General features: G+C 54.8%; 21 protein-coding genes. 2 read left to right on the forward strand and 19 right to left on the reverse strand.

What is annotated here, in order from left to right; translation table 11 throughout:
- Window positions 1-18: 18 nt before the first annotated feature.
- From uppS to rpsB, 5 genes are all read right to left on the reverse strand, one after another.
- Entirely contained in the window at window positions 19-774 is a 756-nt protein-coding gene (uppS, locus tag QQL54_RS06525; RefSeq protein ID WP_348520712.1) for an undecaprenyl pyrophosphate synthase, read from the reverse strand.
- Window positions 750-1,307, reverse strand: coding sequence for a ribosome recycling factor (gene frr / locus QQL54_RS06530; protein WP_284388858.1), 558 nt, complete (start codon window positions 1,305-1,307; stop codon window positions 750-752). The genes uppS and frr overlap by 25 nt, the downstream gene beginning before the upstream one ends.
- Before the next feature lie 42 nt (window positions 1,308-1,349).
- Window positions 1,350-2,066: a UMP kinase gene (gene pyrH, locus QQL54_RS06535; protein ID WP_284388860.1), complete on the reverse strand. Its 717-nt coding sequence runs from the start codon at window positions 2,064-2,066 to the stop codon at window positions 1,350-1,352.
- 135 nt (window positions 2,067-2,201) lie between these two features.
- A complete protein-coding gene (gene tsf / locus QQL54_RS06540; protein ID WP_284388867.1) occupies window positions 2,202-3,116 on the reverse strand; it encodes a translation elongation factor Ts in 915 nt (304 codons plus the stop codon).
- A gap of 75 nt (window positions 3,117-3,191) precedes the next feature.
- Complete coding sequence (gene rpsB, locus QQL54_RS06545) at window positions 3,192-4,253, reverse strand: 30S ribosomal protein S2 (protein WP_348520677.1); 1,062 nt, start codon at window positions 4,251-4,253, stop codon at window positions 3,192-3,194.
- 184 nt (window positions 4,254-4,437) lie between these two features.
- Here rpsB and QQL54_RS06550 point away from each other — a divergent pair, with 184 nt between their 5' ends.
- On the forward strand, window positions 4,438-4,773 hold the full coding sequence (locus QQL54_RS06550) for a low molecular weight protein tyrosine phosphatase family protein (protein WP_284388869.1): 336 nt from the start codon (window positions 4,438-4,440) through the stop codon (window positions 4,771-4,773).
- Here QQL54_RS06550 and dnaE read toward each other — a convergent pair.
- Window positions 4,770-8,225: a DNA polymerase III subunit alpha gene (gene dnaE, locus QQL54_RS06555; protein ID WP_284388871.1), complete on the reverse strand. Its 3,456-nt coding sequence runs from the start codon at window positions 8,223-8,225 to the stop codon at window positions 4,770-4,772. The two genes, QQL54_RS06550 and dnaE, sit on opposite strands and share 4 nt — an antisense overlap.
- 263 nt (window positions 8,226-8,488) lie before the next feature.
- Between dnaE and QQL54_RS06560 the strand changes: the two genes are divergently transcribed.
- Window positions 8,489-9,796, forward strand: a complete 1,308-nt coding sequence (locus QQL54_RS06560; protein ID WP_284388874.1) for an APC family permease — start codon at window positions 8,489-8,491, stop codon at window positions 9,794-9,796.
- Here QQL54_RS06560 and QQL54_RS06565 read toward each other — a convergent pair.
- Genes QQL54_RS06565 through QQL54_RS06625 form a run of 13 tightly spaced genes read right to left on the reverse strand, consistent with a single transcriptional unit; the run spans window position 9,771 to window position 23,028 of the window.
- The gene (locus QQL54_RS06565; RefSeq protein WP_284388876.1) at window positions 9,771-10,472 is read right to left on the reverse strand and encodes an ABC transporter ATP-binding protein; all 702 of its coding nucleotides are present in this window, start codon (window positions 10,470-10,472) and stop codon (window positions 9,771-9,773) included. The genes QQL54_RS06560 and QQL54_RS06565 overlap by 26 nt on opposite strands.
- The gene (locus tag QQL54_RS06570; RefSeq protein WP_284388877.1) at window positions 10,465-11,754 is read right to left on the reverse strand and encodes an ABC transporter permease; all 1,290 of its coding nucleotides are present in this window, start codon (window positions 11,752-11,754) and stop codon (window positions 10,465-10,467) included. Before QQL54_RS06570 ends, QQL54_RS06565 begins: the two co-directional genes overlap by 8 nt.
- A 3-nt stretch (window positions 11,755-11,757) precedes the next feature.
- Window positions 11,758-13,074, reverse strand: coding sequence for a proline--tRNA ligase (gene proS, locus QQL54_RS06575; RefSeq protein ID WP_284388879.1), 1,317 nt, complete (start codon window positions 13,072-13,074; stop codon window positions 11,758-11,760).
- Window positions 13,075-13,131: 57 nt separating this feature from the next.
- Complete coding sequence (locus QQL54_RS06580; RefSeq protein ID WP_284388881.1) at window positions 13,132-13,401, reverse strand: DUF1467 family protein; 270 nt, start codon at window positions 13,399-13,401, stop codon at window positions 13,132-13,134.
- Window positions 13,402-13,410: 9 nt separating this feature from the next.
- Window positions 13,411-13,830, reverse strand: a complete 420-nt coding sequence (mce, locus tag QQL54_RS06585) for a methylmalonyl-CoA epimerase (protein ID WP_284388882.1) — start codon at window positions 13,828-13,830, stop codon at window positions 13,411-13,413.
- Complete coding sequence (locus QQL54_RS06590) at window positions 13,831-15,522, reverse strand: ribonuclease J (RefSeq protein ID WP_284388884.1); 1,692 nt, start codon at window positions 15,520-15,522, stop codon at window positions 13,831-13,833.
- A complete protein-coding gene (locus tag QQL54_RS06595) occupies window positions 15,509-16,291 on the reverse strand; it encodes a type III pantothenate kinase (RefSeq protein ID WP_284388886.1) in 783 nt (260 codons plus the stop codon). Before QQL54_RS06595 ends, QQL54_RS06590 begins: the two co-directional genes overlap by 14 nt.
- Before the next feature lie 5 nt (window positions 16,292-16,296).
- Window positions 16,297-17,016 (reverse strand): biotin--[acetyl-CoA-carboxylase] ligase, encoded by a 720-nt coding sequence (locus QQL54_RS06600; protein ID WP_284388888.1) that lies wholly within the window; start codon window positions 17,014-17,016, stop codon window positions 16,297-16,299.
- A gap of 1 nt (window position 17,017) precedes the next feature.
- Entirely contained in the window at window positions 17,018-18,454 is a 1,437-nt protein-coding gene (gene nuoN, locus QQL54_RS06605; RefSeq protein WP_284388890.1) for an NADH-quinone oxidoreductase subunit NuoN, read from the reverse strand.
- A gap of 1 nt (window position 18,455) precedes the next feature.
- Window positions 18,456-20,021: an NADH-quinone oxidoreductase subunit M gene (locus tag QQL54_RS06610; RefSeq protein ID WP_284388892.1), complete on the reverse strand. Its 1,566-nt coding sequence runs from the start codon at window positions 20,019-20,021 to the stop codon at window positions 18,456-18,458.
- Window positions 20,022-20,025: 4 nt separating this feature from the next.
- Window positions 20,026-22,074 carry an NADH-quinone oxidoreductase subunit L gene (gene nuoL / locus QQL54_RS06615; protein WP_284388894.1) on the reverse strand — a complete coding sequence of 683 codons (2,049 nt, stop codon included), beginning with the start codon at window positions 22,072-22,074 and terminating at the stop codon, window positions 20,026-20,028.
- Between the two features lie 4 nt (window positions 22,075-22,078).
- On the reverse strand, window positions 22,079-22,405 hold the full coding sequence (nuoK, locus tag QQL54_RS06620) for an NADH-quinone oxidoreductase subunit NuoK (RefSeq protein WP_348520713.1): 327 nt from the start codon (window positions 22,403-22,405) through the stop codon (window positions 22,079-22,081).
- 23 nt (window positions 22,406-22,428) lie between these two features.
- On the reverse strand, window positions 22,429-23,028 hold the full coding sequence (locus QQL54_RS06625) for an NADH-quinone oxidoreductase subunit J (protein WP_284388898.1): 600 nt from the start codon (window positions 23,026-23,028) through the stop codon (window positions 22,429-22,431).
- Window positions 23,029-23,045 lie beyond the last annotated feature (17 nt).

Genomic DNA, 23,045 nt, shown 5'->3' on the forward strand with positions numbered 1-23,045 from the left:
TGATCGAACTTGTTGCCATTACGCGACCTCTGTCGCGTCCGAGGCACCAAAACGGCGATTACGACCTGTATATTCGTCCAAAGCTGCGATTAGATGGGTCCGGTTGAAGTCTGGCCATAAAACGTCAGTAAAGACGAATTCGGCATAGGCAGCTTGCCAAAGTAGAAAGTTCGAGACGCGTTTTTCGCCGCTCGTGCGGATCACAAGGTCCGGATCAGGTTGGCCCACCGTATCAAAAAACTCAGCGAACCGGCTTTCACTTATCTGAGACATATCTTCTCCCGCGGCAATCGCACGCTGAACCGCTCGGAGAATTTCGTTCCGGCCGCCATAATTGAACGCAATGTTCAAGTTAAAGCTACGGTTGGATTGGGTCTCTCGTTCCGCTTTTTCAATCATCTTCAGAACATCTTTAGACAAGCCGTCCCGTGTTCCGAGGATTCTGATCCGAACATCTTCGCGTGACAGACGCGCCAGATCCGCCTCGATATATTCACGCATCAAAGCCATAAGCGCGGCAATTTCAGCCCGAGGTCGCGTCCAGTTTTCAGTCGAAAAACTGTAGAGTGTCAGATGTTTAATGCCGATTTCGGAGGCATCTTCGACAATCCGCCGGACCGTTTCCACACCAGCGCGATGACCAAATCGACGTGGTCGATGGCGCGCTTCTGCCCAGCGGCCATTCCCGTCCATAATGACGGCGACGTGCTGCGGGATTGCGCCCCGATATGTTTCAGCCTCAGCGATCGCTAGACCTGCATGATCTCTGCTGATTTTTGAGTAAGAGCGTCATCGATCTTACCGACAAATTCGTCTGTGGCCGACTGAACATCTTTCTCGTGAGCTTTCTGCTCATTCTCACTCATGTCGCCGTCCTTTTCGAGGCGCTTGAGTGTCGTCATGGCGTCGCGACGAACGTTGCGAACAGCAATCTTAGCGTTTTCGGAATAGGTGCCCGCAACTTTGGTCAGATCGCGACGGCGCTCTTCCGTCAAGGGCGGCATCGGAATTCGAAGCGTTGTGCCGTCTGTGACCGGGTTGAGACCTAGGCTACTTTGGCGAAGAGCCTTCTCGACCGCGGCCACCATGGTCTTATCCCAGACAGTCACGACCAGCATCCGGGATTCCGGAACGGAGACAGAGCCAATCTGGTGGATCGGCATTTCTGACCCATACGCGTTGACAACAAGGCCATCTAAAAGTGCCGCATTGGCCCGACCCGTGCGGAGCCCACCAAACTCTTTCCGAAGAGAATCGAGCGCGCCATCCATGCGCTTACGATAGTCTGAGATCTTAAACGGGGTCATAAGCCTGTCCTTCACTGTCTTTTAGCGATCATCAAGGCCGAATCAGGCCTTTATGATGGTGGACGTACCATGACCGGCCATAACCGCGTCTAACCCACCTGTTTCATGTAAAGAAAAGACGATAATCGGGATATCGTTTTCCCGCATCAACGCGATTGCTGACGCATCCATCACTTTGAGGTCGTCCGATAACACTTTGTGATAGCTAAGAGAATCATATCGCGTCGCGTCTGGATTGGTCTTTGGGTCATCATTGTAAACCCCATCAACCTGCGTGCCCTTTAGAAGCGCGTCGCAATCCATTTCTGCGGCGCGGAGTGCCGCCGCCGTATCGGTTGTAAAATATGGATTGCCGGTGCCTGCGGCAAAAATCACCACGCGCCCTTTTTCCATATGCCGGACAGCACGGCGCCTGATGTAGCTTTCGCACACTGTCTGCATCGGAATAGCGGATTGCACACGTGTCGGCACGCCGAGTTGTTCGAGAGCACTCTGCATCGCCAGCGCATTCATTACGGTCGCCAGCATGCCCATATAATCCGCTGTGGAGCGTTCAATGCCTGTCGCTTGGGCAGAAAGTCCTCGGAAAATATTCCCGGCCCCGATGACTAAAGCAATCTGCAGCCCCTTGGCATGGCTGGCGGCCACCTCACCCGCAATACGGGTCACTGTAGGCGTATCAATACCGTAGTCCTGATCGCCCATTAGGGCTTCACCAGAAATCTTCAGCAGGACTCTGTTATATTGGTAGTTTGACATTAGTCCGTTTGCCTATCTCGTCATTCATGACTGTTGGCGGCTCTATCGTAGCCTGAGCGCTTATCCAAGCAGCGCGCACAAAAAAGCCTGCCCCGAAATATACATCGGAGCAGGCCTAAAATTTACAGACAGGGACTAGCCTTTAAGGGCCGCCACCTCTTCCGCGAAGTTTTCTTCTTTTTTCTCAATGCCTTCACCCACAGCCATACGGACAAAACCCGTCAGCTTGATGTCCGCACCGAGAGCTTTGCCTTCGTCTTCGAGAACTTTCTCAATGGAGCGTTCGCCGTCCATCACAAAGATCTGAGTCGCTAACACGCTCTCTTTAAAGAACTTCTGCATACGACCGTCGACCATCTTGTCGACGATGTTCTCTGGCTTGCCAGATTCAAGAGCTTCCGCTTTCAGCATCTCACGTTCCTTCGACACAAGCGTCGCATCAAGGTCTTCAACCGTGTTCGCCAAAGGTGCCGTCGCAGCGACATGCATCGCGATTTTCTTCGCCAGATCATCAAGCTTCGAAACATCACCAGACGATTCGAGCGCGACCAACACGCCGATTTTACCCATGTCTGTCGCAACAGAATTATGGATGTAAGACGCAACGATACCCTCGCTAACTTCCAGTGTTTCCATACGACGGAACGTCATGTTCTCGCCGATTTTACCAACCAGTTCACTCAGATATTCAGTGACAGTCTTACCGCCTTCTAGCTCAGTAGACGCTAGCGCCTCCGAACTGTCGACATCCAGACCGCGTGTAGCGATCTTCGCAACGGTCGCTTGGAAAATGTCATTCCGAGCAACAAAGTCCGTTTCCGAGTTCACTTCGACCACGACACCCTTTGTGCCTTTGGTCGTCGCGGCCACGAGGCCCTCAGCAGCAACGCGGGACGCTTTCTTGTCCGCTTTTGCGATGCCTTTGGTGCGCAGCCAATCAACCGCGGCGTCCATGTCGCCATTGGTTTCGTTGAGCGCTTTTTTGCAGTCCATCATACCTGCGCTGGTTTTATCGCGCAGCTCTTTGACCATTGCGGCAGTGATCGCCATGGGTCTCTCCATCATTGGAATCTAATAGGGGTTCGCGCCGCAGATAGGTGCGGCGCGTAAGGTTTTAAAGAGGGACTAGCCCGCTAGCAAAGTCTTGGCTTGTTTGACCCACTCGCCAGATTCGATTTTACCGCCCAAGCTAAGCGCTTCGTCAATCTCCGCGATCTTTTCAGCAGAAAGATTGGCGATAACTTCCAGAGAGTTGATGCCCAACTCTTCCAGCTTTTCCTTATAAACAGGACCAATGCCGTCGATCAGCGCAATATCGCTGAGTGTCGGGGCAGTTGCCGCCATTTGCTCGGAGGTTGCCGGCTCAGTTGTGAGAGGCTCTGCCGCAGGAGCGGGAGCCGCTTCAACGGGTGCAGGCGCTGCAGCTTCTTCTGGGGCAGCCATATCCATAGCCAGCTCTTCAGGATTCTCAGACGCGCCCATATCTTGACCCAAAGCGGCTTGAGCTTCGGTCATACCATCAAGGACGGCGTCAGCCATGAGTTCGCAATAGAGTTGGATGGCGCGTGCAGCGTCATCATTGCCTGGGATAGGGATATCGGCTTCAGCTGGATCGCAATTCGTGTCGAGGATCGCGACAACCGGAATACCGAGACGACGCGCTTCCTTGATCGCAATGCTTTCCTTGTTCGTGTCGATCACAAACATCAGGTCGGGTTTGCCGCCCATATCCTTGATACCGCCGAGTGTCCGGTCAAGCCGTTCACGTTCGCGAGCCAAGTTCAACAGTTCTTTCTTAGTCAGACCTGCTTCGTTCGGGTCCATGCTGTCCAGCTGCTTAAGGCGGGCGATGGATTTAGACACAGTCTGCCAGTTGGTCAGCATGCCGCCGAGCCAACGGTGATTGACGTAATATTGCGCACAACGCTGTGCCGCTTGAGCTACAGGATCAGACGCTGCACGCTTAGTGCCGACGAACAGAACGCGGCCGCCTTTAGCAGCTACATCGCGAACTTCCTTGAGCGCCTGGTGCAGGAGCGGAACTGTCTGTGACAGATCGAGAATATGAATATTGGAGCGAGCCCCGAAGATGTACGGAGCCATTCTCGGATTCCAGCGGTGAGTCTGGTGGCCGAAGTGAACGCCTGCTTCGAGCAATTGGCGCATTGAAAAGTCTGGAAGAGCCATGGATATCTCCTTCTTCCGGTTAGCCTAAGTGCGGGGTTGAGGGAGAAACCTCCCACCGGAACTGACCTCTGAGCTATATGCACAGTGCCAAAACCCGCACGCGAATTGATGCGCGCCGTATACTGTTCAAAAGACTGGATGCAAGGGGTTTGTGCGGTGGATGCGAAGCGCTTATCAAGGCGTAATGCAAGCCAGTTCTACAAACATTCTCTTTGTGTGCTCACGCAATCAGTGGCGAAGTCCCACAGCCGAACGCATTTATCGCAAAGATGATAGCCTCAATGTTCGCTCAGCCGGAGTCAGCGCATCGGCAAAAAGGCGGGTGTCAGAACGCGACCTTATCTGGGCTGATATAATCATCGCTATGGACGCGTCGCACGCTGATCGATTGAGATCGATGATCAGACACACAAAAACGAACGCTAAACTCCATACACTCGATATACCGGACCTCTATCAATTCATGGATCCAGAATTGATCAATTTATTGAAAAAAAGAATCGATCCCATTTTGCCTTAGGCAGCGATCTCTTCAATCGTTTCAATCGACTGATTAGCTTTCAATGCCTTGCGGATATCCGGATCGATCGCCCAACGCCCCTGCAATTGCCATCGCGCTTCACGGTCAGGCGTCAAAGGCGCTGACAGTTCAATAACCCCGGACTGGAGATGTGGGGCATCCCTCAACTTACAGAGCATGGCTTCCAACTCATCTAGCGTGTTTGCATCAACGTCGCGGAGCCGAATACGCAAACCTCTCGGCGGGGTCGTGTCATCCTTATCTGAGCCAGACCCTGACAGGAGTTGCACGGATTGTGCAAAAAAGCGCATATCGCCGCCCTCACCCTCAACACGGACTTCGCAAATGACGGCATTTCCAACCGTCATCACATCACGTTTGGAGAAGAGTAAATCTTCGCGAACGAAAAGCTCATACTCGCCCGTTGGGTCAGACAGTCCGAGATAGGCAAATCGTTTGCCGTGTTTGGAACTGCGTTCTTGGCGTCGCCGGACAATTCCGGCCATGCGGAAATTCTTCTTTCCGGACGCTGCCAGATCCTCCAATTTATCGGAGAAGACCACCGTGTCGGTCTTGCCCTTCATATGCTCTTCGAGCGGATGCCCCCCTAGATAGAAACCGACCGCGCCAAACTCATGCTCTAATCCTTCGACGGTTGACCAGTCCGACTGCACCACCAAATCTGGATCCGGAGTGGCCTCGGCAATACCGCCAAACAGATTGACCTGCGCAGACTCGCGTTCTTCAGCAGCCAGAGCCCCCACTTTTTGAAGCATGCCAGCAGACGCGAGCGCCGTCGCACGGGGGACGCCGAGACAATCGAACGCCCCTGCACGTGCCAAATTCTCCATCGCGCGCTTATTGATGACACGCATGTCGACGCGTCGCGCGAAATCATAGATGTCAGCAAAAGGCCCGCCGCTTTCTCGAACCGAGACGACGTGTTTCATTGCCTCAAGACCGACATTTTTGAGGGCGCCCAAGGCGTAAAGCACTTTGCCATCCGCGACATCAAAATCCGCCATGGACCGATTAACGCAGGGCGGAAGGATTTCGACATCGATCCGTTTGGCCTCCTGGAAGAAAAAGGCGAGCTTCTCCGCCACACTGAGATCCAGGCTCATCACCGCCGCCATGAAATGCGCCGGATAGAGAGCCTTCAAATAGGCGGTCTGGAAGGAAATCAACGCATAGGCCGCGGCATGGGATTTGTTAAAGCCATAGCCCGCAAATTCATTGACCAGATCGAAGATACCCGCCGCTTGATGGCGATCGACACCACGTTCGACCGCCCCATCGATAAATTTGTCTTTCTGGCGGTCCATTTCCGCCTGATCCTTCTTACCCATAGCGCGGCGCAAAAGATCAGCATCGCCAAGCGTAAATCCCGACAGGATTTTGGCGATTTCCATCACCTGCTCCTGATAGATAATAATGCCGTACGTCTCCTCAAGCAGTTCTTTGAGGGCGGGATGTGGGTAATCGATCTCTTGGCGACCGAACTTTCGTTCGATGAAGTCCGGGATGTTGCGCATTGGGCCCGGGCGGTAGAGCGAGATAATCGCTGTCAGCTCTTCAATGGAATCCGGTTTTAGCTTGCGAAGCGCATCCCGCATGCCTGAACTTTCCAGTTGGAAAACCCCCGCCGTCAGCCCTTTAGCCAGAGGCTTATAAGCGTCGGGTTGATCCGGACTGATTGTGGCAAGATCAATATCAATCTTATCCTTACGGAGTAAGCGCAGGCACCGATCAATAACGGTCAGCGTTTTGAGACCCAAAAAATCGAATTTTACCAGACCGGCCTTCTCAGCCCATTTCATCGTGAACTGGGTCGCAGGAACTTCTGAACGCGGATCACGGTAGAGCGGGACAAGCTCTGTTAGGGGTCGATCGCCGATGACAACGCCCGCCGCATGAGTAGAGGCGTTCCGGTAGAGGCCTTCAAGGGACAATGCGGTGTTGAGGAGGCGTTTGACTTTTGGGTCAGAACGCCGGGCATCCTGCAGAGACGATTCCATATTGATCGCCTGTTGTAAGGTCACCGGACTGGCTGGATTGTTCGGAACCATCTTGGCCAGACGGTCAACTTGACCGAGCGGCATCTGCATGACCCGACCCACATCGCGCACAACCGCGCGCGCTTGCAACGTTCCGAATGTAATGATCTGGGCGACCTGCCCGTCACCATATTTGGTTCGGACATAGTCGATTACCTCGCCGCGACGTTCTTGACAGAAATCGATATCGAAATCGGGCATAGAGACCCGTTCTGGGTTCAGGAACCGCTCAAACAGAAGGCCATATCGGAGTGGGTCAAGATCGGTGATGGTCAAAGCCCACGCCACAACAGAGCCGGCACCAGACCCCCGGCCCGGCCCAACTGGAATCTCTTGTTCTTTCGCCCATTTGATGAAGTCGGAAACGATCAAGAAATAGCCCGGAAAACCCATTTCCGTAATAATGCCGATTTCATAATCGAGGCGATCGAAATAGGCCTCGCGCGGTTCTGCCAGTTCTACGGCGTCTAACCGAGCTTCAAGCCCCGCCCGGGCCGCGTCTGCTAAAATCTGGTCTTCAGATTGCGACCCATCTCCGAAGTTCGGCAAGATAGGCGGCCGCTTGGGAGATCGAAACGCACAGCGTTGGGCAATGACGAGCGTATTGAGGATCGCTTCAGGTATGTCCTCAAACAGAGCCGTCATCTCTTCCGTCGATTTGAGATAGTGACGCGGCGTCAGTTTACGGCGATCCTGCTCCAGCACATAAGAGCCCTCACCCATGGCAAGCAAAACGTCATGGGCATCATACATTTCAGGCCCAAGGAAGTAAGGTTCGTTGGTCGCCACCACCGGAACATCCAATCGGTAGGCCATCTCAATCAAAGCCGGTTCGACCTGAGCCTGTTGCGGCAGACCGTGACGTTGCAATTCGATGTACAGACGGTCCGGGAACAGAGCCGTCAGCCTGTTTAACCAGCGCTCCGCTTCTTCCGGACGTCCAGACGCGAGCAACTTGTCTAAAGCGCCATCTGCCCCGCCCGTCAGAGCAATCACCCCGTCCGTGCGCCCTTCAAAGGCACTGATTTTCACATGGGGGAGATCTGTCGCATCGACGTCGAGATAGGCCGCCGAAGATAGCGCCATCAGATTACTATAGCCGAGCTCATTCTGAGCCAGCAGGACAATCGTCCCGTCGGGCTCGCGGCGCAACTGACCGGGCTGCCGTTCACCTTCCAGATCGACCGACAAAGTGACCCCTATAATGGGCTGCACACCGGCACTGCTCATTACTTCGGAAAATTCCAATGCTCCGCAAAGATTGTTGGTGTCTGTGATGGCGATGGCAGGCTGGCGATATTTCGCCACACACGTCGCCGTTTCCTTCATCTTCAGCGCGCCCTCAAGCATCGAATAGGGAGAGCGCATCCGCAGATGAACGAAATCACGAACCATATGTCTGATCTAGCCTCCAATCACCATCATCCAGACCGACATCATGGTCACGAATGCTGCCAAAACGATAGCGGCTCCAAGGTCCTGCGCGAACTGCTTCATCATGGTTATCCCCTTTTCTCTTCCTATGTTGCTACTTTGTTCTGTTCTTACTTTGTTCTAGAGTCAAGCGTGTAGGAATAATTTCCCTGATTCGCAGGCACGAGATGTGGATAAGGCGGGGTGACCTTGCCTTTATGGGCTCTGCGGCTCACGGATGTGGGATGAGCGTCAACTTTCGTCCCCGAACTGCAACGGCCATTATTGTTGCGAATATGATTGGGACGGGTGTCTTTACGTCTCTCGGCTTTCAACTGCTCGATATCGGATCCCCGTTCGCCATTCTGATGCTTTGGGCGATTGGTGGGCTGGCGGCTTTGTGCGGCGCTCTCAGTTATGCGGAACTAGGCACGCGATTGCCCCGGTCAGGCGGAGAGTATAATTTTCTCGGCAAAATCTATCATCCGGCGGCTGGGTTTGTGTCGGGGTGGATATCGGCGACGATTGGATTTGCCGCTCCCATTGCGGCGGTAGCCCTCGCCTTTTCCAAATATACCGCGGCTATTCTGCCGTCCGGCCTCTCCCCGACAGCTCAAACGGGACTGGCTTTGGCGCTCGTCCTGTCGATGGCAGGGCTTCACGCTCGCTCGCGCCGGTTGTCTGGGGGGTCCCAGACCGCGCTGACAGCCGTCAAAGTCGGGTTGATTTTGGCGTTCTGTCTTGCAGGGCTCTTCATTGTCCCTGACCCGCAACCTGTCAGCTTCTTACCGAAAGCGGGGGACGCCAGCGTTCTTACCTCTCCGGCTTTTGCGATTGCACTGATCTATGTGTCCTACGCCTATACGGGCTGGAATGCGGCGACCTATATATCGGGGGAACTAAAAGACCCCCAGCACTCCCTGCCCCGCATCCTGATCAGCGGAACCTTGCTTGTCGCAGGCCTCTATATCCTCCTTCACGTCGTCTTCCTTCGCGCAGCGCCGATGGACGCGATGCGCGGACAAGTCGAGATCGGCTATATTGCAGCGCGGGGTATCTTCGGCGATGACGGCGGCAGGATCGCAGGCGGAATGCTCGCCCTACTTCTGATCAGCTCAGTCTCGGCGATGACCTTGGCTGGACCGCGCGCCTTGCAAGCCATTGGTGAGGACTTCCCGGCGTTGCGTTGGCTATCCCGGACCAACAAAGATCAAGTCCCGAGAAATGCCGTTCTATTTCAATCAGCTGTGGCGGGTTTCTTCGTCATAACCCAAAGCTTTGAAACGATTATTGTGTTTGCGGGGAGCTTGCTGGCCTTCAACAGCCTGCTTGCAGTTATTGGTTTATTTGTTCTGAGGCGGCAGCAACCAGACGATGATATTCCATTCCGAGTGCCGCTCTACCCTATCGTCCCGCTGATCTATCTGACAATCACAGCGTTCACGCTCGTCTTTGTTGTCGCAACCAAGCCTGTCACGGCATTAGCGGCTGCGATTTTAATCTCGGTTGGTTTAGTTTTCTATGCGGTCAGTAGGAGATTGGAGCGGGCGTAAACGGGACGATGAGACCTTCACGCACCGTCAGCAAACGATCCATATAGCTTGCCAATTGCATATTATGCGTAGCGACCAGAGCTGCGACGCCTTCCTGACGGGTGAGCTGGTAGAGTTGGTCGAACACGACCGCGCTCGTCGCAGGATCAAGATTGCCCGTCGGTTCGTCCGCGAGCAGGATCTGGGGTCGGTTGGCAAGCGCCCGCGCAATGGCAACCCGTTGCTGTTCCCCGCCGGACATCTGGCTTGGACGATGGGTTAGCCGTTCCGCCAGTCCCATCGCAGTCAACAATCGACGGGACTCAGCGCGCGCGGCCCGTGACGTCTGGCCCGCAATCATTTGCGGGACCATGGCGTTTTCTTCTGCTGTGAATTCCTTCTGGAGATGGTGGAATTGATAGACCATGCCGATCCGTTGGCGGCGAATGGCCGTCCGCTCATCATCAGACAGCTTCAAACATTCTTTGCCATTGATGAACACTTCACCCGCATTCGGTTTTTCAAGCAAACCAGCTGCGTGTAGCAAGGTCGATTTACCCGAGCCCGAAGGTCCGATCAGTCCGACCATCTCACCAGGGAAGATATCGATATCTGCACCAGCCAGCACCTTTAACATGCCGCCGCCCGACTTGTAGGCGCGGTGCAGGTTTCGAACAGAGAGAACCGGCCTAATCATAGCGGAGCGCCTCGACAGGATCGATCTTGGATGCCTGCCACGCGGGCCAGAACACAGCCATCGCCGATATCATGAAGCCCCACATCGCGACGGAGGCCACTTCGGACCAGACGATTTTCACCGGGATCCGGTCGGTTAGCTGGTAAACATCCTGCGGGAAGAGCTGAACGCCCATCATGCCTTCAATGAATAATTGGATCGAATAGAGGTTCAAACAAAAGACAACACCAACAATCAACCCGACCAGCGTCCCGAGCACGCCCACGGTAGCCCCGCTCATCAGGAAGATACGCAGGATCGCCCCGCGGGTTGTGCCGATGGTACGTAGGATCGCAATATCGCGCGACTTGTTCTTCACCAACATGATCATTGAAGCGAGCACGGGAAAAGCAGCAATCACCACGACAATCATAAAGATTAGTCGCATGGCGATCTGTTCAATACGAAGCGCGCTGGCGGTCGATTGATTTCGTTGTTTCCAAGTCGATTGATAGATCGGCTGATCAGCCGCTTCGAAAATAGGCTGGCGAAGCGCGTCGATTTGGTCCGGGTCTATGAGCCGGAGTTGTACATCGCCTTGCACTTGGCCCGCTTCAAACAACAGCGTGGCTTCCTCTAGGTCCATATAAATATAGGTCAGGTTGGTTACATAGAGACCCACATCGAAGACCGCGCCGATCGTATAGGTTTTACGTACTGGCACAGCGCCCGAGATCGTCTGCCGCGTGCGCGGAGAGTAGACCAGCAACTTGTCGCCCGCCTGAACGCCGAGGTTAGCCGCCATAGCAGAGCCGATGGCGATATACTGATCAGCTCCGCTCCCCTCGCTAAGTGATCTCAAATCACCTTGTATCACGCCGCTGGAGATGAGCTCAAACGCCATCAAATTATCTGTCTCAATGCCGATAACTTGAGCCAAGGCGAACTGCCCGTTCGCCTGCACTCCGGTATAATGCTGGGTGAACTGGAAGGCATTTTCAACGCCCTGCACAGCTTTCATCCGGGCCTCTAAATCCTGAATCTGTTCTAAGGTTGGATCGGGCTGCGCGGGCGACACATAGATGTGGCCTTCGCTGCCAATCGTCAGGCGGATCATGTCAGACCGGAACCCGTTCATGATCGACATAATGGTGATCATCGCTGCAATGGCGAGCATGATACAGGTGAAGCTGATCACCGCGATGAAACCAACGCCGCCCTGATTTTTCTTCGCGCGCAGATAGCGCATCGCGATCATGCGTTCGATCAGGCCGAAAGGCGAGTTTTGTAGTGTCTCTGTCAAAGTCTACGCCGTCAGTTTTGCCAGCGCCGCATCAGGCGAAAGATTTTCGCGTTCACCTGTCTTGCGGGTCTTCACTTCGACAATACCATCTTTCAGCCCGCGCGGGCCGATGATGATTTGATAGGGCAATCCAATTAGGTCCATGCGCGAGAACTTCACCCCGCCCCGATCCGACGTGTCGTCATAGAGAGGGTCAAGACCAGCTGCCTGCGCTTTTGCGTAAAAGTCATCGCAAGCGGCGTCGCACTCTGCGTCACCAGCGCGCATATTGATGATACCTACATCAAATGGCGATACTTCAGTCGGCCAGATAATACCGTTCTCGTCGTGACTGGCTTCTATGATACCGCCAACCAGTCGGGAGACCCCGATGCCGTAGCTCCCCATCTCCACCAGATTGGGCTTACCATCTGGCCCCATAACGGTCGCGTCGAAGGGTTCGGAGTATTTAGTACCGAAGTAGAAGATGTGACCAACTTCGATCCCCCGCGCTTCCATACGTTTGTCTTCGGGGATCGCGGCGAACGCCTCAGCATCATGCATTTCGTCAGCGGCAGAATAAAAGGCCGTGCGCTCATCCACGACCGATTGCAGATCGCCATCAAAATCAATGTTCGTCCCCGGCGCATCCATTTCGACAAGATCGCGGTGCGCGTAAACGGCGCTTTCGCCGCTCTCCGCCAAAATGACGAATTCATGCGACAGATCGCCGCCAATAGGTCCGGTATCAGCCCGAACGGGAATGGCCTTCAGTCCTAAACGCTCGAACGTATTCAGATAAGCCACAAACATCTTGTTATAACTCTTACGGGCCTCCTCTGGCGTGACGTCAAAACTATAGGCGTCCTTCATCAGAAATTCGCGACCCCGCATCACGCCAAAGCGCGGACGCCGCTCATCCCGGAATTTCCACTGAACATGGTAGAGAATTTTTGGCAGGTCTTTGTAGGATCGCACGAAGCTTGAGAAGACATCGGTCAGCATCTCTTCATTGGTCGGACCAAACAGCATTTCGCGGTCGTGTCGGTCTGTAATACGAAGCATCTCTGGCCCGTAGGCATCGTAACGCCCAGACTTCTTCCAGAGTTCAGCCGACTGAATGGTCGGCATCAACATTTCGATGGCGCCCGCGCGGTTCTGTTCTTCGCGAACGATCTGTTCGATCCGTTTGAGAACCTTATGGCCCAGTGGCAACCAGGTGTAGATTCCGGCACTATTTTGGCGAACCATCCCCGCTCTGAGCATCAGCTGATGGCTGGCAATCGTCGCATCCGACGGGGTCTCTTTAAGAAGAGGTAGAAAATAGCGTGAGAGTCGCATGCACCGCGCTTAGCGGCGCGTCTCACTGCGGGCAAGCGAGCGCTTACAGCGTTTTTGCTATTCGCGGAATCCGACCCAGCGACCCATACGCTCCCAAGTTAGCCAGCCGCCCGAAATCACGAAATAGGTAATCAAGAAAAAAACAATGGCGAGCCCGGTCGCCCACAGAGCTTTACGAGCCATGTTTGCCCTTGTGGGCGCGCCTGGCTCCGTACCCGGCGAGATGTCACTCGCTTCCGCCTGCCCGCGCACACCAATCGGCAAGACGATGAACAGCGAGAGCCACCAGAGGATCATGAAAGTCGCAAGGCCAGTAAACCAGTTCATGATGTCGCCCTATTCGTGCTCAGCCTGAGGGGTTTCCATCAATTCAATCAGAACACCGCCACTATCGCCGGGGTGCAGGAAGATGACTAACGTTCCGTGGGCGCCGATACGGGGCTCATTCAGCACCCGCATACCGCGCGCTTCCATAGTCGCCTTGGCCTCATGGATGTCTTTAACTTCGAAACAGATATGGTGCTGACCCCCCTTGGGGTTTCGTTCCAGATATTTCAGGATTGGTGAGGTCTCACCATAAGGCTCGATCAGCTCGACCTGACCGCTTGGTAGGGTCACGAAGGCATAGGTGACGCCCTGCGGCGCTAAGACTTTGGGCTCAGTGATATCTGTCGCGCCCAGCACGTCCCGATAGAAGTCGATCGCTTTGCCGATATCCGGCACGGCGACACCGACATGGTTGAGCGGTCCAATCATTCAGGCAGCCTTTTTCACAATATGTGCGTGGATCTCTACGATAGCACGTTTGCCCGTGCGGTCCCGCACGACGCGTTTGACGCGACCGCGAAGCTTCTCCTCAATCGCGTCTTCGTCTTTGCGCGACTTGGAGGGTAATTCATTGAAGGCGCGTTCAGCCGCATCAACGACAGCATCCAAAAGGTCGTCCATCACCTCCCCGTCGCCCCCTTCGGGAAAACCAGCGATTCGTGGTTCTGGCCCGCTGACGATTTTGCCACTCGTGTTGACAACAACACTGACGCCGACGTGACCCGCATAGGCCATTTTACGGCGCAAACGCATGCCATCGTCGGTCGAAGAGACGATCTGACCGCCATCTTCATACAGACGGCCTGTTGGGACAATATCTACGACGGTTGGACCGTTTGGCGCGATACGAACCATCTCACCATTTCGGCCCGGCATCGACCTGCCAGCACCGACTGTCTTGGAAAAACGGGCGTGTTCGAGCAAATGACGTCGTTCGCCATGCACGGGGATCGCGATCTCTGGCCGGACCCACTCATACATGCGTTTGAGTTCATCGCGATTGGGGTGCCCCGAAACATGGATCGGACGATCCTTTTCCGTAACAATTTCAACACCGTCATCGGCGAGCGCATTCTGCAAAGCGAAAATACCCAACTCATTGCCCGGAATGATTTTGGAGCTGAAGATAACGACGTCGCCCTTTTTGAACTTTACGGTCCGGTGCGATCCTGACGCGATCCGCGACAGAGCGGCTCTCGGCTCGCCCTGACTACCTGTACAGAGATAGAGGACATGGGCAGCGGGCATCGCTGCAGCCGCGTCTTCTGACAGAAGATGGCCAACATCGTTCAAAAGGCCAACAGCCTTCGCGGCCGCGGTCATGCGCTTCATTGAGCGACCGATAAGACAGACAGAGCGATTATTTTCTTTCGCCGCATACATAACGGACTGCAGCCGAGCGACATTCGACGCAAACGTCGCTACGGCCACGCCGCGACCATCATATTCGCTGATCGCCTTGGAGAGTTCTAATCGAACACCCTCTTCCGAGCCACTTTCACCGGGCGAAAAGACATTCGTGCTATCGCAAATCATAGCGAGAACACCCTCGTCACCGAGGGCTTTCAGCGCTTCTTCATCCACGGCCTCCCCAATCTGCGGGTTCGGGTCAATCTTCCAATCGCCGGTATGCAGAATGGTGCCGAGATCAGTTTTGATCACAAGCGCATTCGGTTCCGGGATAGAATGGTTCAATGTGATCAAATCGAAGCGGAAGGGGCCGAGATCGAAGCCGCCCTGTAGCGGGATCTCAATCAATTCAACTTCATCCAGCAAGCCTGCCTCCGCGAGACGGTCCTTGACCAGCCACATGGTAAAGGGTGTGGCGTAGACGGGACAGCGCAGGCGCGGCCACAGGCGGGCGAGCGCACCCATATGGTCTTCATGCGCATGGGTCAGCACGATACCGAGCAGATCGTGGCGATGTTCCTCGATATAGGCTGTATCCGGCATGATGATGTCAACGCCGGGCGTTTCGGCATTGCCGAACGTCACACCAATATCGACAATCACCCACTTCCGCCGTGCGGGCCGGCCATAGCCGAACAGGTTGAGATTCATGCCGATCTCACCGGATCCTCCCAATGGAAGGAAGGTAAGCTCTGTTTCAGGTTTGGCCATTCGGTCCGTTCAATTTCCAGATTTCCAGCAACCCCCGGATCGTCAAATCCGCATCATAATGCTGTATTGTTTCGCTTGCGCCTTCGAATAGGCTCGCAACGCCGCCAGTGCCGACAACCGTGAAATCACGACCATCTTCCTCACGGATTCGTTCAACGATGCCGTCTATCAGACCGATATAGCCCCAGAACACACCCGACTGCATGGCAGACACAGTATCCGTACCAACGACTGTCTCGGGCCGCTTTATCGCAATACGCGGGAGTTGTGCCGCAGCTTCGTGTAAAGCCCGCATGGAGAGGTTAATTCCCGGCGCGATGATACCGCCTTCAAAGTGACGGTCCGCAGATACAATATCGAAAGTAGTCGCCGTGCCGCTATCGATCAGGATCAAAGGCCCGTCGAACACAACTGCCGCGCCAAGCGCATTGACCAATCGGTCAGCCCCAACTTGTCCAGGGTTATCCAGACGGACCTTCACGCCAAGATCTACATCCGGCTCCCCGACGATCAGCGGCTCAACGCTCATATGACGTCGGGCGAGGTTTCTTAGATTGAAAAGAGATTGCGGCACGACTGTCGAGATCACGCAATCCGAAATGTCTTCGAAGCGCAGACCCGCCATGTGCATCAACTGGTAGAACCAGACCGCATATTCATCCGCCGTCCGGGCTGAGTCCGTCGCAATACGCCACTGTCCAGCCCAGCCATCCTTATTGTGAATGGCGAAGAGCGTGTTGGTATTCCCACTATCGATAACAAGCAGCATGACGGTTACCCGAACGAAACGTCGCCCGCGTGGACGCGGGTCTCTGTGCCATCGTCCAGCGTCAGGCACAACGCGCCATCCGGTCCCAAGTCGACAAATCGGCCCATCTTTCCATTTACGCTCACTATCTTGTTAAGATGATGGGCGCGAGCCAACCAATCCTTGCGAATAGGGTCAAAGTCGTGGGTCCGTAGCGTGTCTATTCGTGCCGTGATTGACTGCGACAGCACGGCCAGCACGGCCGCCGCGCCCGTAAACATAGGCTCGGCAGCGGACAGATCAGATTGTCGCATTTCCTGAACCAAATGTGTGGCTGGGTAAGGTGTATCATCAGGGTGAGAGACGAGATTGATACCGATTCCAATAAGGAGCGCTTCGGGTTCACGCTCGATCAATAAACCGCTGATTTTTGCGCCGCCAACCAGAACATCGTTCGGCCATTTCAACGTCACAGGCTGGACTGGATTATAAGCGGCCAACGTATCAGCGATAGCCAGTGACGCGGCGAACCCGAACAGTGCGGACGTCGATGGGTCGCTATCATTGGGCAGGACAAGGCTTGCGTAAAGATTACCGCGCTCGCTCACCCATTGCCGGGCACGTCGCCCTCGCCCTTTGGTCTGGACATCAGCCCGAACCCAGACGGGACCGCGATCACCCTTCCGGTAGAGCGCGCGCGCTTCGTCTTGTGTGGAACCGACTGTGTCGAGCTGGATAAATCGCAAGCTAGAACAACGCCGCAGCCGCACTATCCAGCAAGCCCTGAGCCGGAATAGTCACGAAAGGCAGCAGGATCAGCAACGTCAATATCAGCGCCGATGACGTAGTAATCCAGCGCAGTGAACGCGGTGCGTCGACAAATTCCTGCGACGGCTCTTCAAACCACATCGTCTTGATAACCCGCAGATAATAGAAGGCTCCGATCACAGAGGCGACCAGCGCCGCGACGACGAGCCACCACAGATCAGCCTGAAGCGCTGGGCCGAAAGCATACCATTTGCCAAAGAAGCCGAGGAAGAACGGAATGCCAGCGAGCGAGAAGAAGAACACGGTCAGCACTAACGCCATGCCGCGATTGGTTTGAGACAGGCCTGATAAGTCGGTGATCTGTTCAACCATGCCGTTGCGGATGCGCATCTGCAGGATCGCTGAAAATACGCCAATGGAAGTGATGACGTAGATCGTCATGAAGATCAGCATACCTTTGAGACCCAAGACCGTTCCCGCCGCCAATGGCACGAGCGCGTAGCCCATATTGGCAATCGAGGAGTAAGCCATCAGGCGCTTGATATTGCGTTGGCTGAGTGCGCCAATCGCGCCGACAAACATGGAGACGAGCGCCAGTGATACAACGATTTGCTGCCATTGGTCGAACACGCCTTCCAGCGGCCCGAAGAGCAGTCTCGCAATCAGAGCCATAGCGGCAAATTTCGGTACAGAGGCGAAGAAGCCCGTTACTGGTGTCGGTGCACCTTCGTAAACATCCGGCGTCCACATATGGAAAGGGGCAGCCGAAATCTTGAAGGCCAAGCCGCACATCATGAAGACCATGCCGCCAATGATACCCACATTGAGCCCGTCGGCTTCGATCACAGCCGCAATACCGGCAAAGTCGAGATGGCCGGTGAAGCCGTAAATCAGCGACATGCCGTAGAGCAGCAAACCCGATGAGAGCGCGCCGAGAACAAAATACTTCAAGCCTGCTTCGGAGGCGCGTAGACTGTCCCGGTTGAACGCGGCCATGATGTAAAGCGCCAAGGCCTGCATTTCGAGGCCGAGATAGAGCGCGAGTAGATTGTTCGCGCTGACCATGATCGACATGCCAAGCACGGCGTAGATCATCAGAACAGAAAACTCGAACCGGTCCAGCCCTTCAGTTTTGAAGTAAGAGCGCGAAAAGACGAGCGCGAGCGCAGCTGTCAAACCGATGATCAATTTGGCATAATGCGAGAAGTCATCGACGATCAAAAGCCCGTTAAAGGATGTGCCTTCTGGACGGCCGAGCACAAACCCGGTCAGAGCAAAAGTGATCAGCATCGCAATCGCGATCCAGCGCATCACGTCGGCTTGTTTGTCGCCCTTAACGAGCAAGCTCATCAAGACCACAAAAATGGTTTGGCCTGCGAGCAAAAGCTCTGGCGCCATGAGGGAAAAAGCTTCCATCTTAATTCACTCCAGCCAATTCAGGGGCCAGTTCTGGGGCTTCCACAGGCACAGCCGTGGCGGCTTGGAATTCGGAAATCAACTGTTCGACACTCGCCGCTGTTACGTCTGTAACAAGGGCCGGATAAACACCGAGCAAGATCGTAAAGAACGCCAACAATCCTAAGATCAACCATTCTCGACCCGTGACATCCGTAATCACATCAAGCTTCTCATTGACCTGCTCACCGAAAATTGTCTCGCGGTAGAGATGCAAGGCATACATGGCTGACAGGATCATGCCGAGCGCAGCGCCGGCGGCAACCCATGGGCTAACCTGATAGGCGCCGATCATGGTCAGGATTTCACCCACAAAACCGGATGTGCCGGGCAATCCAACATTTGCCATGGTGAAGAGCAAGAAGAAGGCCGCGAAGATCGGCATGCGCTTCACCAAACCGCCATAGAAAGCGATGTCGCGCGTATGCATCCGGTCATAAACGACACCGACGCAGAAGAAGAGCGCACCAGACACCAGCCCGTGACTGATCATCTGGAACAGACCGCCCTGAATACCCTGCATATTGAAAGCAAAAATCCCCATCGTCACGAAGCCCATATGAGCAACGGAACTGTAGGCGATCAGCTTCTTCATGTCGGTCTGACGATAAGCCACCAATGACGTGTAGATGATCGCGATCACCGACAAGGTGAAGATCAGCGGCGCAAATTGGACAGAGGCGTCCGGGAAATAGGGCAGCGAAAAGCGCAAGAAGCCATAGCCGCCGAGCTTCAGCAAAATGCCCGCCAGAATAACCGACCCGGCGGTCGGAGCCTGAACGTGCGCATCCGGCAACCAAGTATGGACCGGCCACATCGGCATTTTCACCGCGAAGGACGCGAAGAAGGCCAGCCACAACCACGTTTGCACATTACCCGGAATATCGAGGTTCTTAAGCGCACGCATATCCGTCGTCGCGTCGGCAAACTGAACGCCGCTTTGCGCATAGAGCCACAAGATCGCAGCCAACATCAACACAGATCCGAGCAGCGTGTAGAGGAAGAACTTATAAGAGGCGTAGATGCGGTTCGCCCCGCCCCACACACCAATGATCAAAAACATCGGGATCAGGACCGCCTCGAAGAAGATGTAGAACAGTACCAGATCAAGCGCGCAGAACACACCGATCATCAGGCTTTCCAGCAATAGGAAAGCGATCATGTAATCGGTTTTCCGTTCTTTGATGGATATCTCTGAGGCCAAAATACAGAGCGGGGTCAGGAAGGCCGTCAGCAGAATGAACAACACAGAGATGCCGTCAACACCCATACGGAAATCGATCCCGCCGCCGAGCCATGGGGCTTCGTCAACGAACTGAAAACCCGGATTTGACGCATCGAAGTCGATGACAAGCACAACGGACAACAGCAATACGATCAGGCTGACCAACAAAGCGGTACGCGGCGCATTGCGCTCCATCTGATCACGGCCATCGGCCTGTGTCAGGCGCGAGACGAAAGCGAGGAACAGCGCCCCAATAAGCGGAATGGCAACCAATGCCGGAAGAATGGGAAGGTCTGAGAACATCGACTTAACCCCCGAAACCGCGAAGGCCGATGACGATCAGGATAGACACCCCGATCAACATGACGAAAGCATAGTGAAAGACCTTACCAGACTGCAGTCTGGACAGACGGCGGGATGCACCCGCTGTGAAGGCGGCAACACCGTTCGGACCAAACCGGTCGATGATACCAACGTCGATAACTTTCCAGAACACATCGCCGAGCCAGCGTGCGCCGCGCACGATCGTCACGTCATAAAGCTCGTCAATATACCATTTGTTGAGCAGGAACTGATAGATTGGCGAGCCGCCCGTTTCTGCTGCATGCGCGATGCGGCGCTCCGTCCCGCCGTTGCGATACATGAAGAAGGCCAAAACAAAGCCGAGCGCTGAAACGACTAGCGGTGAGAATAGAACCCAGAGTGGGAAGTGATGTCCGCCGCCATGGTCTTCGCCAGCGCTCTCATAACCTTCGGCAGCCGCGTAGAGGTTTGTTGGGGCCATCGCATGCTCTGCGCCACCTTCGATTGGCAGTGCGCCGTGCCAGAAGCCGCCATAGCCATACATGAAGCTCTTATAGAAGATCGCCCCGGCGAAGATTGCCCCAATCGAAAGAACGATGAGCGGGACCCGCATCGACCACGGGCTTTCATGCGCATGCTCGAACGTATGGTGATCGCTGCGATAGCGGCCGTGGAACGTCATAAAGATCAGGCGCCAGCTATAAAAGCTGGTCATGAAGGCGGCAATCAGCCCCATCCAGAAGGCAAACACAGCCGCATTATTGCCGCCGCCTGCACCCACCGCATAAGCGGCTTCGATGATGGCGTCCTTCGAGAAGAAGCCAGCAAAGCCCCAACCCAGTAACGGCATACCAATACCGGTCAGGGCCAAGGTACCGATAATCATCCCGGCATAGGTCCACGGAACCTTGCGCCAGATACCGCCCATTTTGCGCATATCTTGTTCGTGGTGGAGGGCATGAATGACAGACCCAGCCCCGAGGAAGAGCAATGCTTTAAAGAACGCGTGCGTAAAGAGGTGGAACATGGCTGCATTATAAGCGCCAACGCCCGCTGCGAAGAACATGTAGCCGAGCTGCGAACAGGTCGAATAGGCAATGACCCGTTTAATGTCATTTTGCACCAGACCGACGGTCGCGGCGAAGAAGGCTGTAAACGCGCCAACAATGGTGATGAAGCCCGACGTGATCGGGGCGACTTCGTAAATTGGGAATGCGCGACATACGAGGAAAACACCCGCTGTCACCATGGTCGCAGCGTGAATCAAGGCCGAAACAGGTGTCGGGCCTTCCATCGCATCCGGCAACCACACATGCAGCACGAACTGCGCCGACTTACCCATTGCACCGATGAAGAGCAGCATCGCGATCAACTCGATGGCATTGACATCAAGGCCAAGGAAATCGAGGCGGCGGTCACTATTCTCGGCAATCGCTGCGAATACGACGTCGAATTCGACCGAGCCGAAAACGAGGAAGATCGTCATGATGCCGAGCGCGAGGCCAACATCGCCGACCCGGTTGGTTACAAAGGCTTTGATCGCAGCCGCATTGGCGGACGGTTTTTTGTAATAATAGCCAATCAACAGATAGCTGGCGAGGCCAACCCCTTCCCAACCGAAGAAGAGCTGGATGAAGTTATCCGACGTCACCAGCATCAGCATGGCGAACGTAAAGAGCGACAAATAAGCGAAGAAGCGCGGCTTGTAAGCGTCATCCTCCATATAGCCCCAGCTATAAAGATGGACGAGCGCAGAGACCGTGTTCACGACGATCAGCATCACGGCTGTCAGCGTGTCGATTTTCAGTGCCCAGTCAGCTTTCAGCCCGCCAATATCCATCCAGCGCATCAGCGTGATGGTGGTATCCGGCGCATCGCCGAACCCGATCCTAGCGAAAGCGACCCATGATAGGATCGCAGACAGAAACAACAGCCCGGTCGTGACGATCATGCTGGCCTTTTCGGGCAAGCGAGCGCCGCCAAAGCGCGTGCCCGCCAGGCCGGCAATGATAGCGCCAATCAGCGGGGCGAAAACGATTGTTTGGTAGAGCAACGGATCAGCCCTTCATCAGGTCGATGTCTTCGACCTGGATGTTGCCGCGATTGCGGAAGTAAACGACGAGGATGGCGAGACCGACAGCCGCTTCAGCAGCCGCAACAGTCAAAATGAATAGAGCGAAGATTTGCCCGTCAATCGGGTTCACACCCGGAGCGGCAGGCATATGCGCTGAGAAAGCCACGAAATTAATGTTCACGGCGAGCAGGATTAGCTCGACGCACATCAGGATGACGATCACATTCTTGCGGTTCACAAAAATGCCGAACACGCCGATCATGAACAAGATCGCGGCAACGATCAGGTAATGTGAAAGTCCGATTGCCATCATTCCCCTCCCAGCCGCGCGGGCTAGCCGAGCCCCTGTCCGGGTTCGATATCAACAAGTTCCACACCCTCTTCGCGGGTGCGGGCCATCTGTGCATTAGCGTCCTGACGACGCACGCCTTCGCGGTCACGCAAGGTCAGAACAATCGCGCCAATCATAGCGACAAGTAGAATAAACCCAGCCGCTTCGAACGCACCCGCATATTTGGTGTAGAGCACCGCGCCAAAGGCTTCGAGATTGCTCATCGTCGGATCTGCGGGGACGAGTGGACGTCCACCCTCTGAGAAATAGGCCGCGCCGAGAAAGATCATTTCGATCAGCAATATCCCGGCAATAATGGCCCCGATGGGCGCGTAGGATAGAAAGCCCTTCTTGAGTTCGACAAAATCAACGTCGAGCATCATCACCACGAACAAGAACAACACCGCGACCGCGCCGACGTAAACCATTACCAAAAGCAGCGCGAGAAACTCAGCGCCCATAAGAATGAAAAGACCTGCCGCACTGAAGAAAGTGAGGATCAGGAACATCACTGAATGCACAGGGTTACGTGATGCGACGACCATGAAGGCGGCTGCGATAGCAACAGTGGCGAGTATGTAGAATGCGATGGCCGCGATCACGTCTGGCTCTCTTCTTT

The organism is Algimonas ampicilliniresistens, assembly GCF_030159955.1.
In the GTDB taxonomy this organism is placed as follows: Bacteria; Pseudomonadota; Alphaproteobacteria; order Caulobacterales; family Maricaulaceae; genus Litorimonas; species Litorimonas ampicilliniresistens.

What these genes read in the sequence shown, in the direction of transcription:
- QQL54_RS06550 (WP_284388869.1), top strand. Translation starts at nt 4,438, where the DNA reads ATGCAAGCCAGTTCTACAAACATTCTCTTTGTGTGCTCACGCAATCAG.
- QQL54_RS06580 (WP_284388881.1), bottom strand. Translation starts at nt 13,401, where the DNA reads ATGAACTGGTTTACTGGCCTTGCGACTTTCATGATCCTCTGGTGGCTC.
- proS (WP_284388879.1), bottom strand. Translation starts at nt 13,074, where the DNA reads ATGCGACTCTCACGCTATTTTCTACCTCTTCTTAAAGAGACCCCGTCG.
- tsf (WP_284388867.1), bottom strand. Translation starts at nt 3,116, where the DNA reads ATGGCGATCACTGCCGCAATGGTCAAAGAGCTGCGCGATAAAACCAGC.
- mce (WP_284388882.1), bottom strand. Translation starts at nt 13,830, where the DNA reads ATGATTGGACCGCTCAACCATGTCGGTGTCGCCGTGCCGGATATCGGC.
- nuoN (WP_284388890.1), bottom strand. Translation starts at nt 18,454, where the DNA reads ATGGAAGCTTTTTCCCTCATGGCGCCAGAGCTTTTGCTCGCAGGCCAA.
- QQL54_RS06565 (WP_284388876.1), bottom strand. Translation starts at nt 10,472, where the DNA reads ATGATTAGGCCGGTTCTCTCTGTTCGAAACCTGCACCGCGCCTACAAG.
- frr (WP_284388858.1), bottom strand. Translation starts at nt 1,307, where the DNA reads ATGACCCCGTTTAAGATCTCAGACTATCGTAAGCGCATGGATGGCGCG.
- QQL54_RS06590 (WP_284388884.1), bottom strand. Translation starts at nt 15,522, where the DNA reads ATGGCCAAACCTGAAACAGAGCTTACCTTCCTTCCATTGGGAGGATCC.
- nuoK (WP_348520713.1), bottom strand. Translation starts at nt 22,405, where the DNA reads ATGGCAATCGGACTTTCACATTACCTGATCGTTGCCGCGATCTTGTTC.
- rpsB (WP_348520677.1), bottom strand. Translation starts at nt 4,253, where the DNA reads ATGGCTCTTCCAGACTTTTCAATGCGCCAATTGCTCGAAGCAGGCGTT.
- QQL54_RS06560 (WP_284388874.1), top strand. Translation starts at nt 8,489, where the DNA reads ATGAGCGTCAACTTTCGTCCCCGAACTGCAACGGCCATTATTGTTGCG.
- pyrH (WP_284388860.1), bottom strand. Translation starts at nt 2,066, where the DNA reads ATGTCAAACTACCAATATAACAGAGTCCTGCTGAAGATTTCTGGTGAA.
- QQL54_RS06610 (WP_284388892.1), bottom strand. Translation starts at nt 20,021, where the DNA reads ATGTTCTCAGACCTTCCCATTCTTCCGGCATTGGTTGCCATTCCGCTT.
- QQL54_RS06595 (WP_284388886.1), bottom strand. Translation starts at nt 16,291, where the DNA reads ATGCTGCTTGTTATCGATAGTGGGAATACCAACACGCTCTTCGCCATT.
- dnaE (WP_284388871.1), bottom strand. Translation starts at nt 8,225, where the DNA reads ATGGTTCGTGATTTCGTTCATCTGCGGATGCGCTCTCCCTATTCGATG.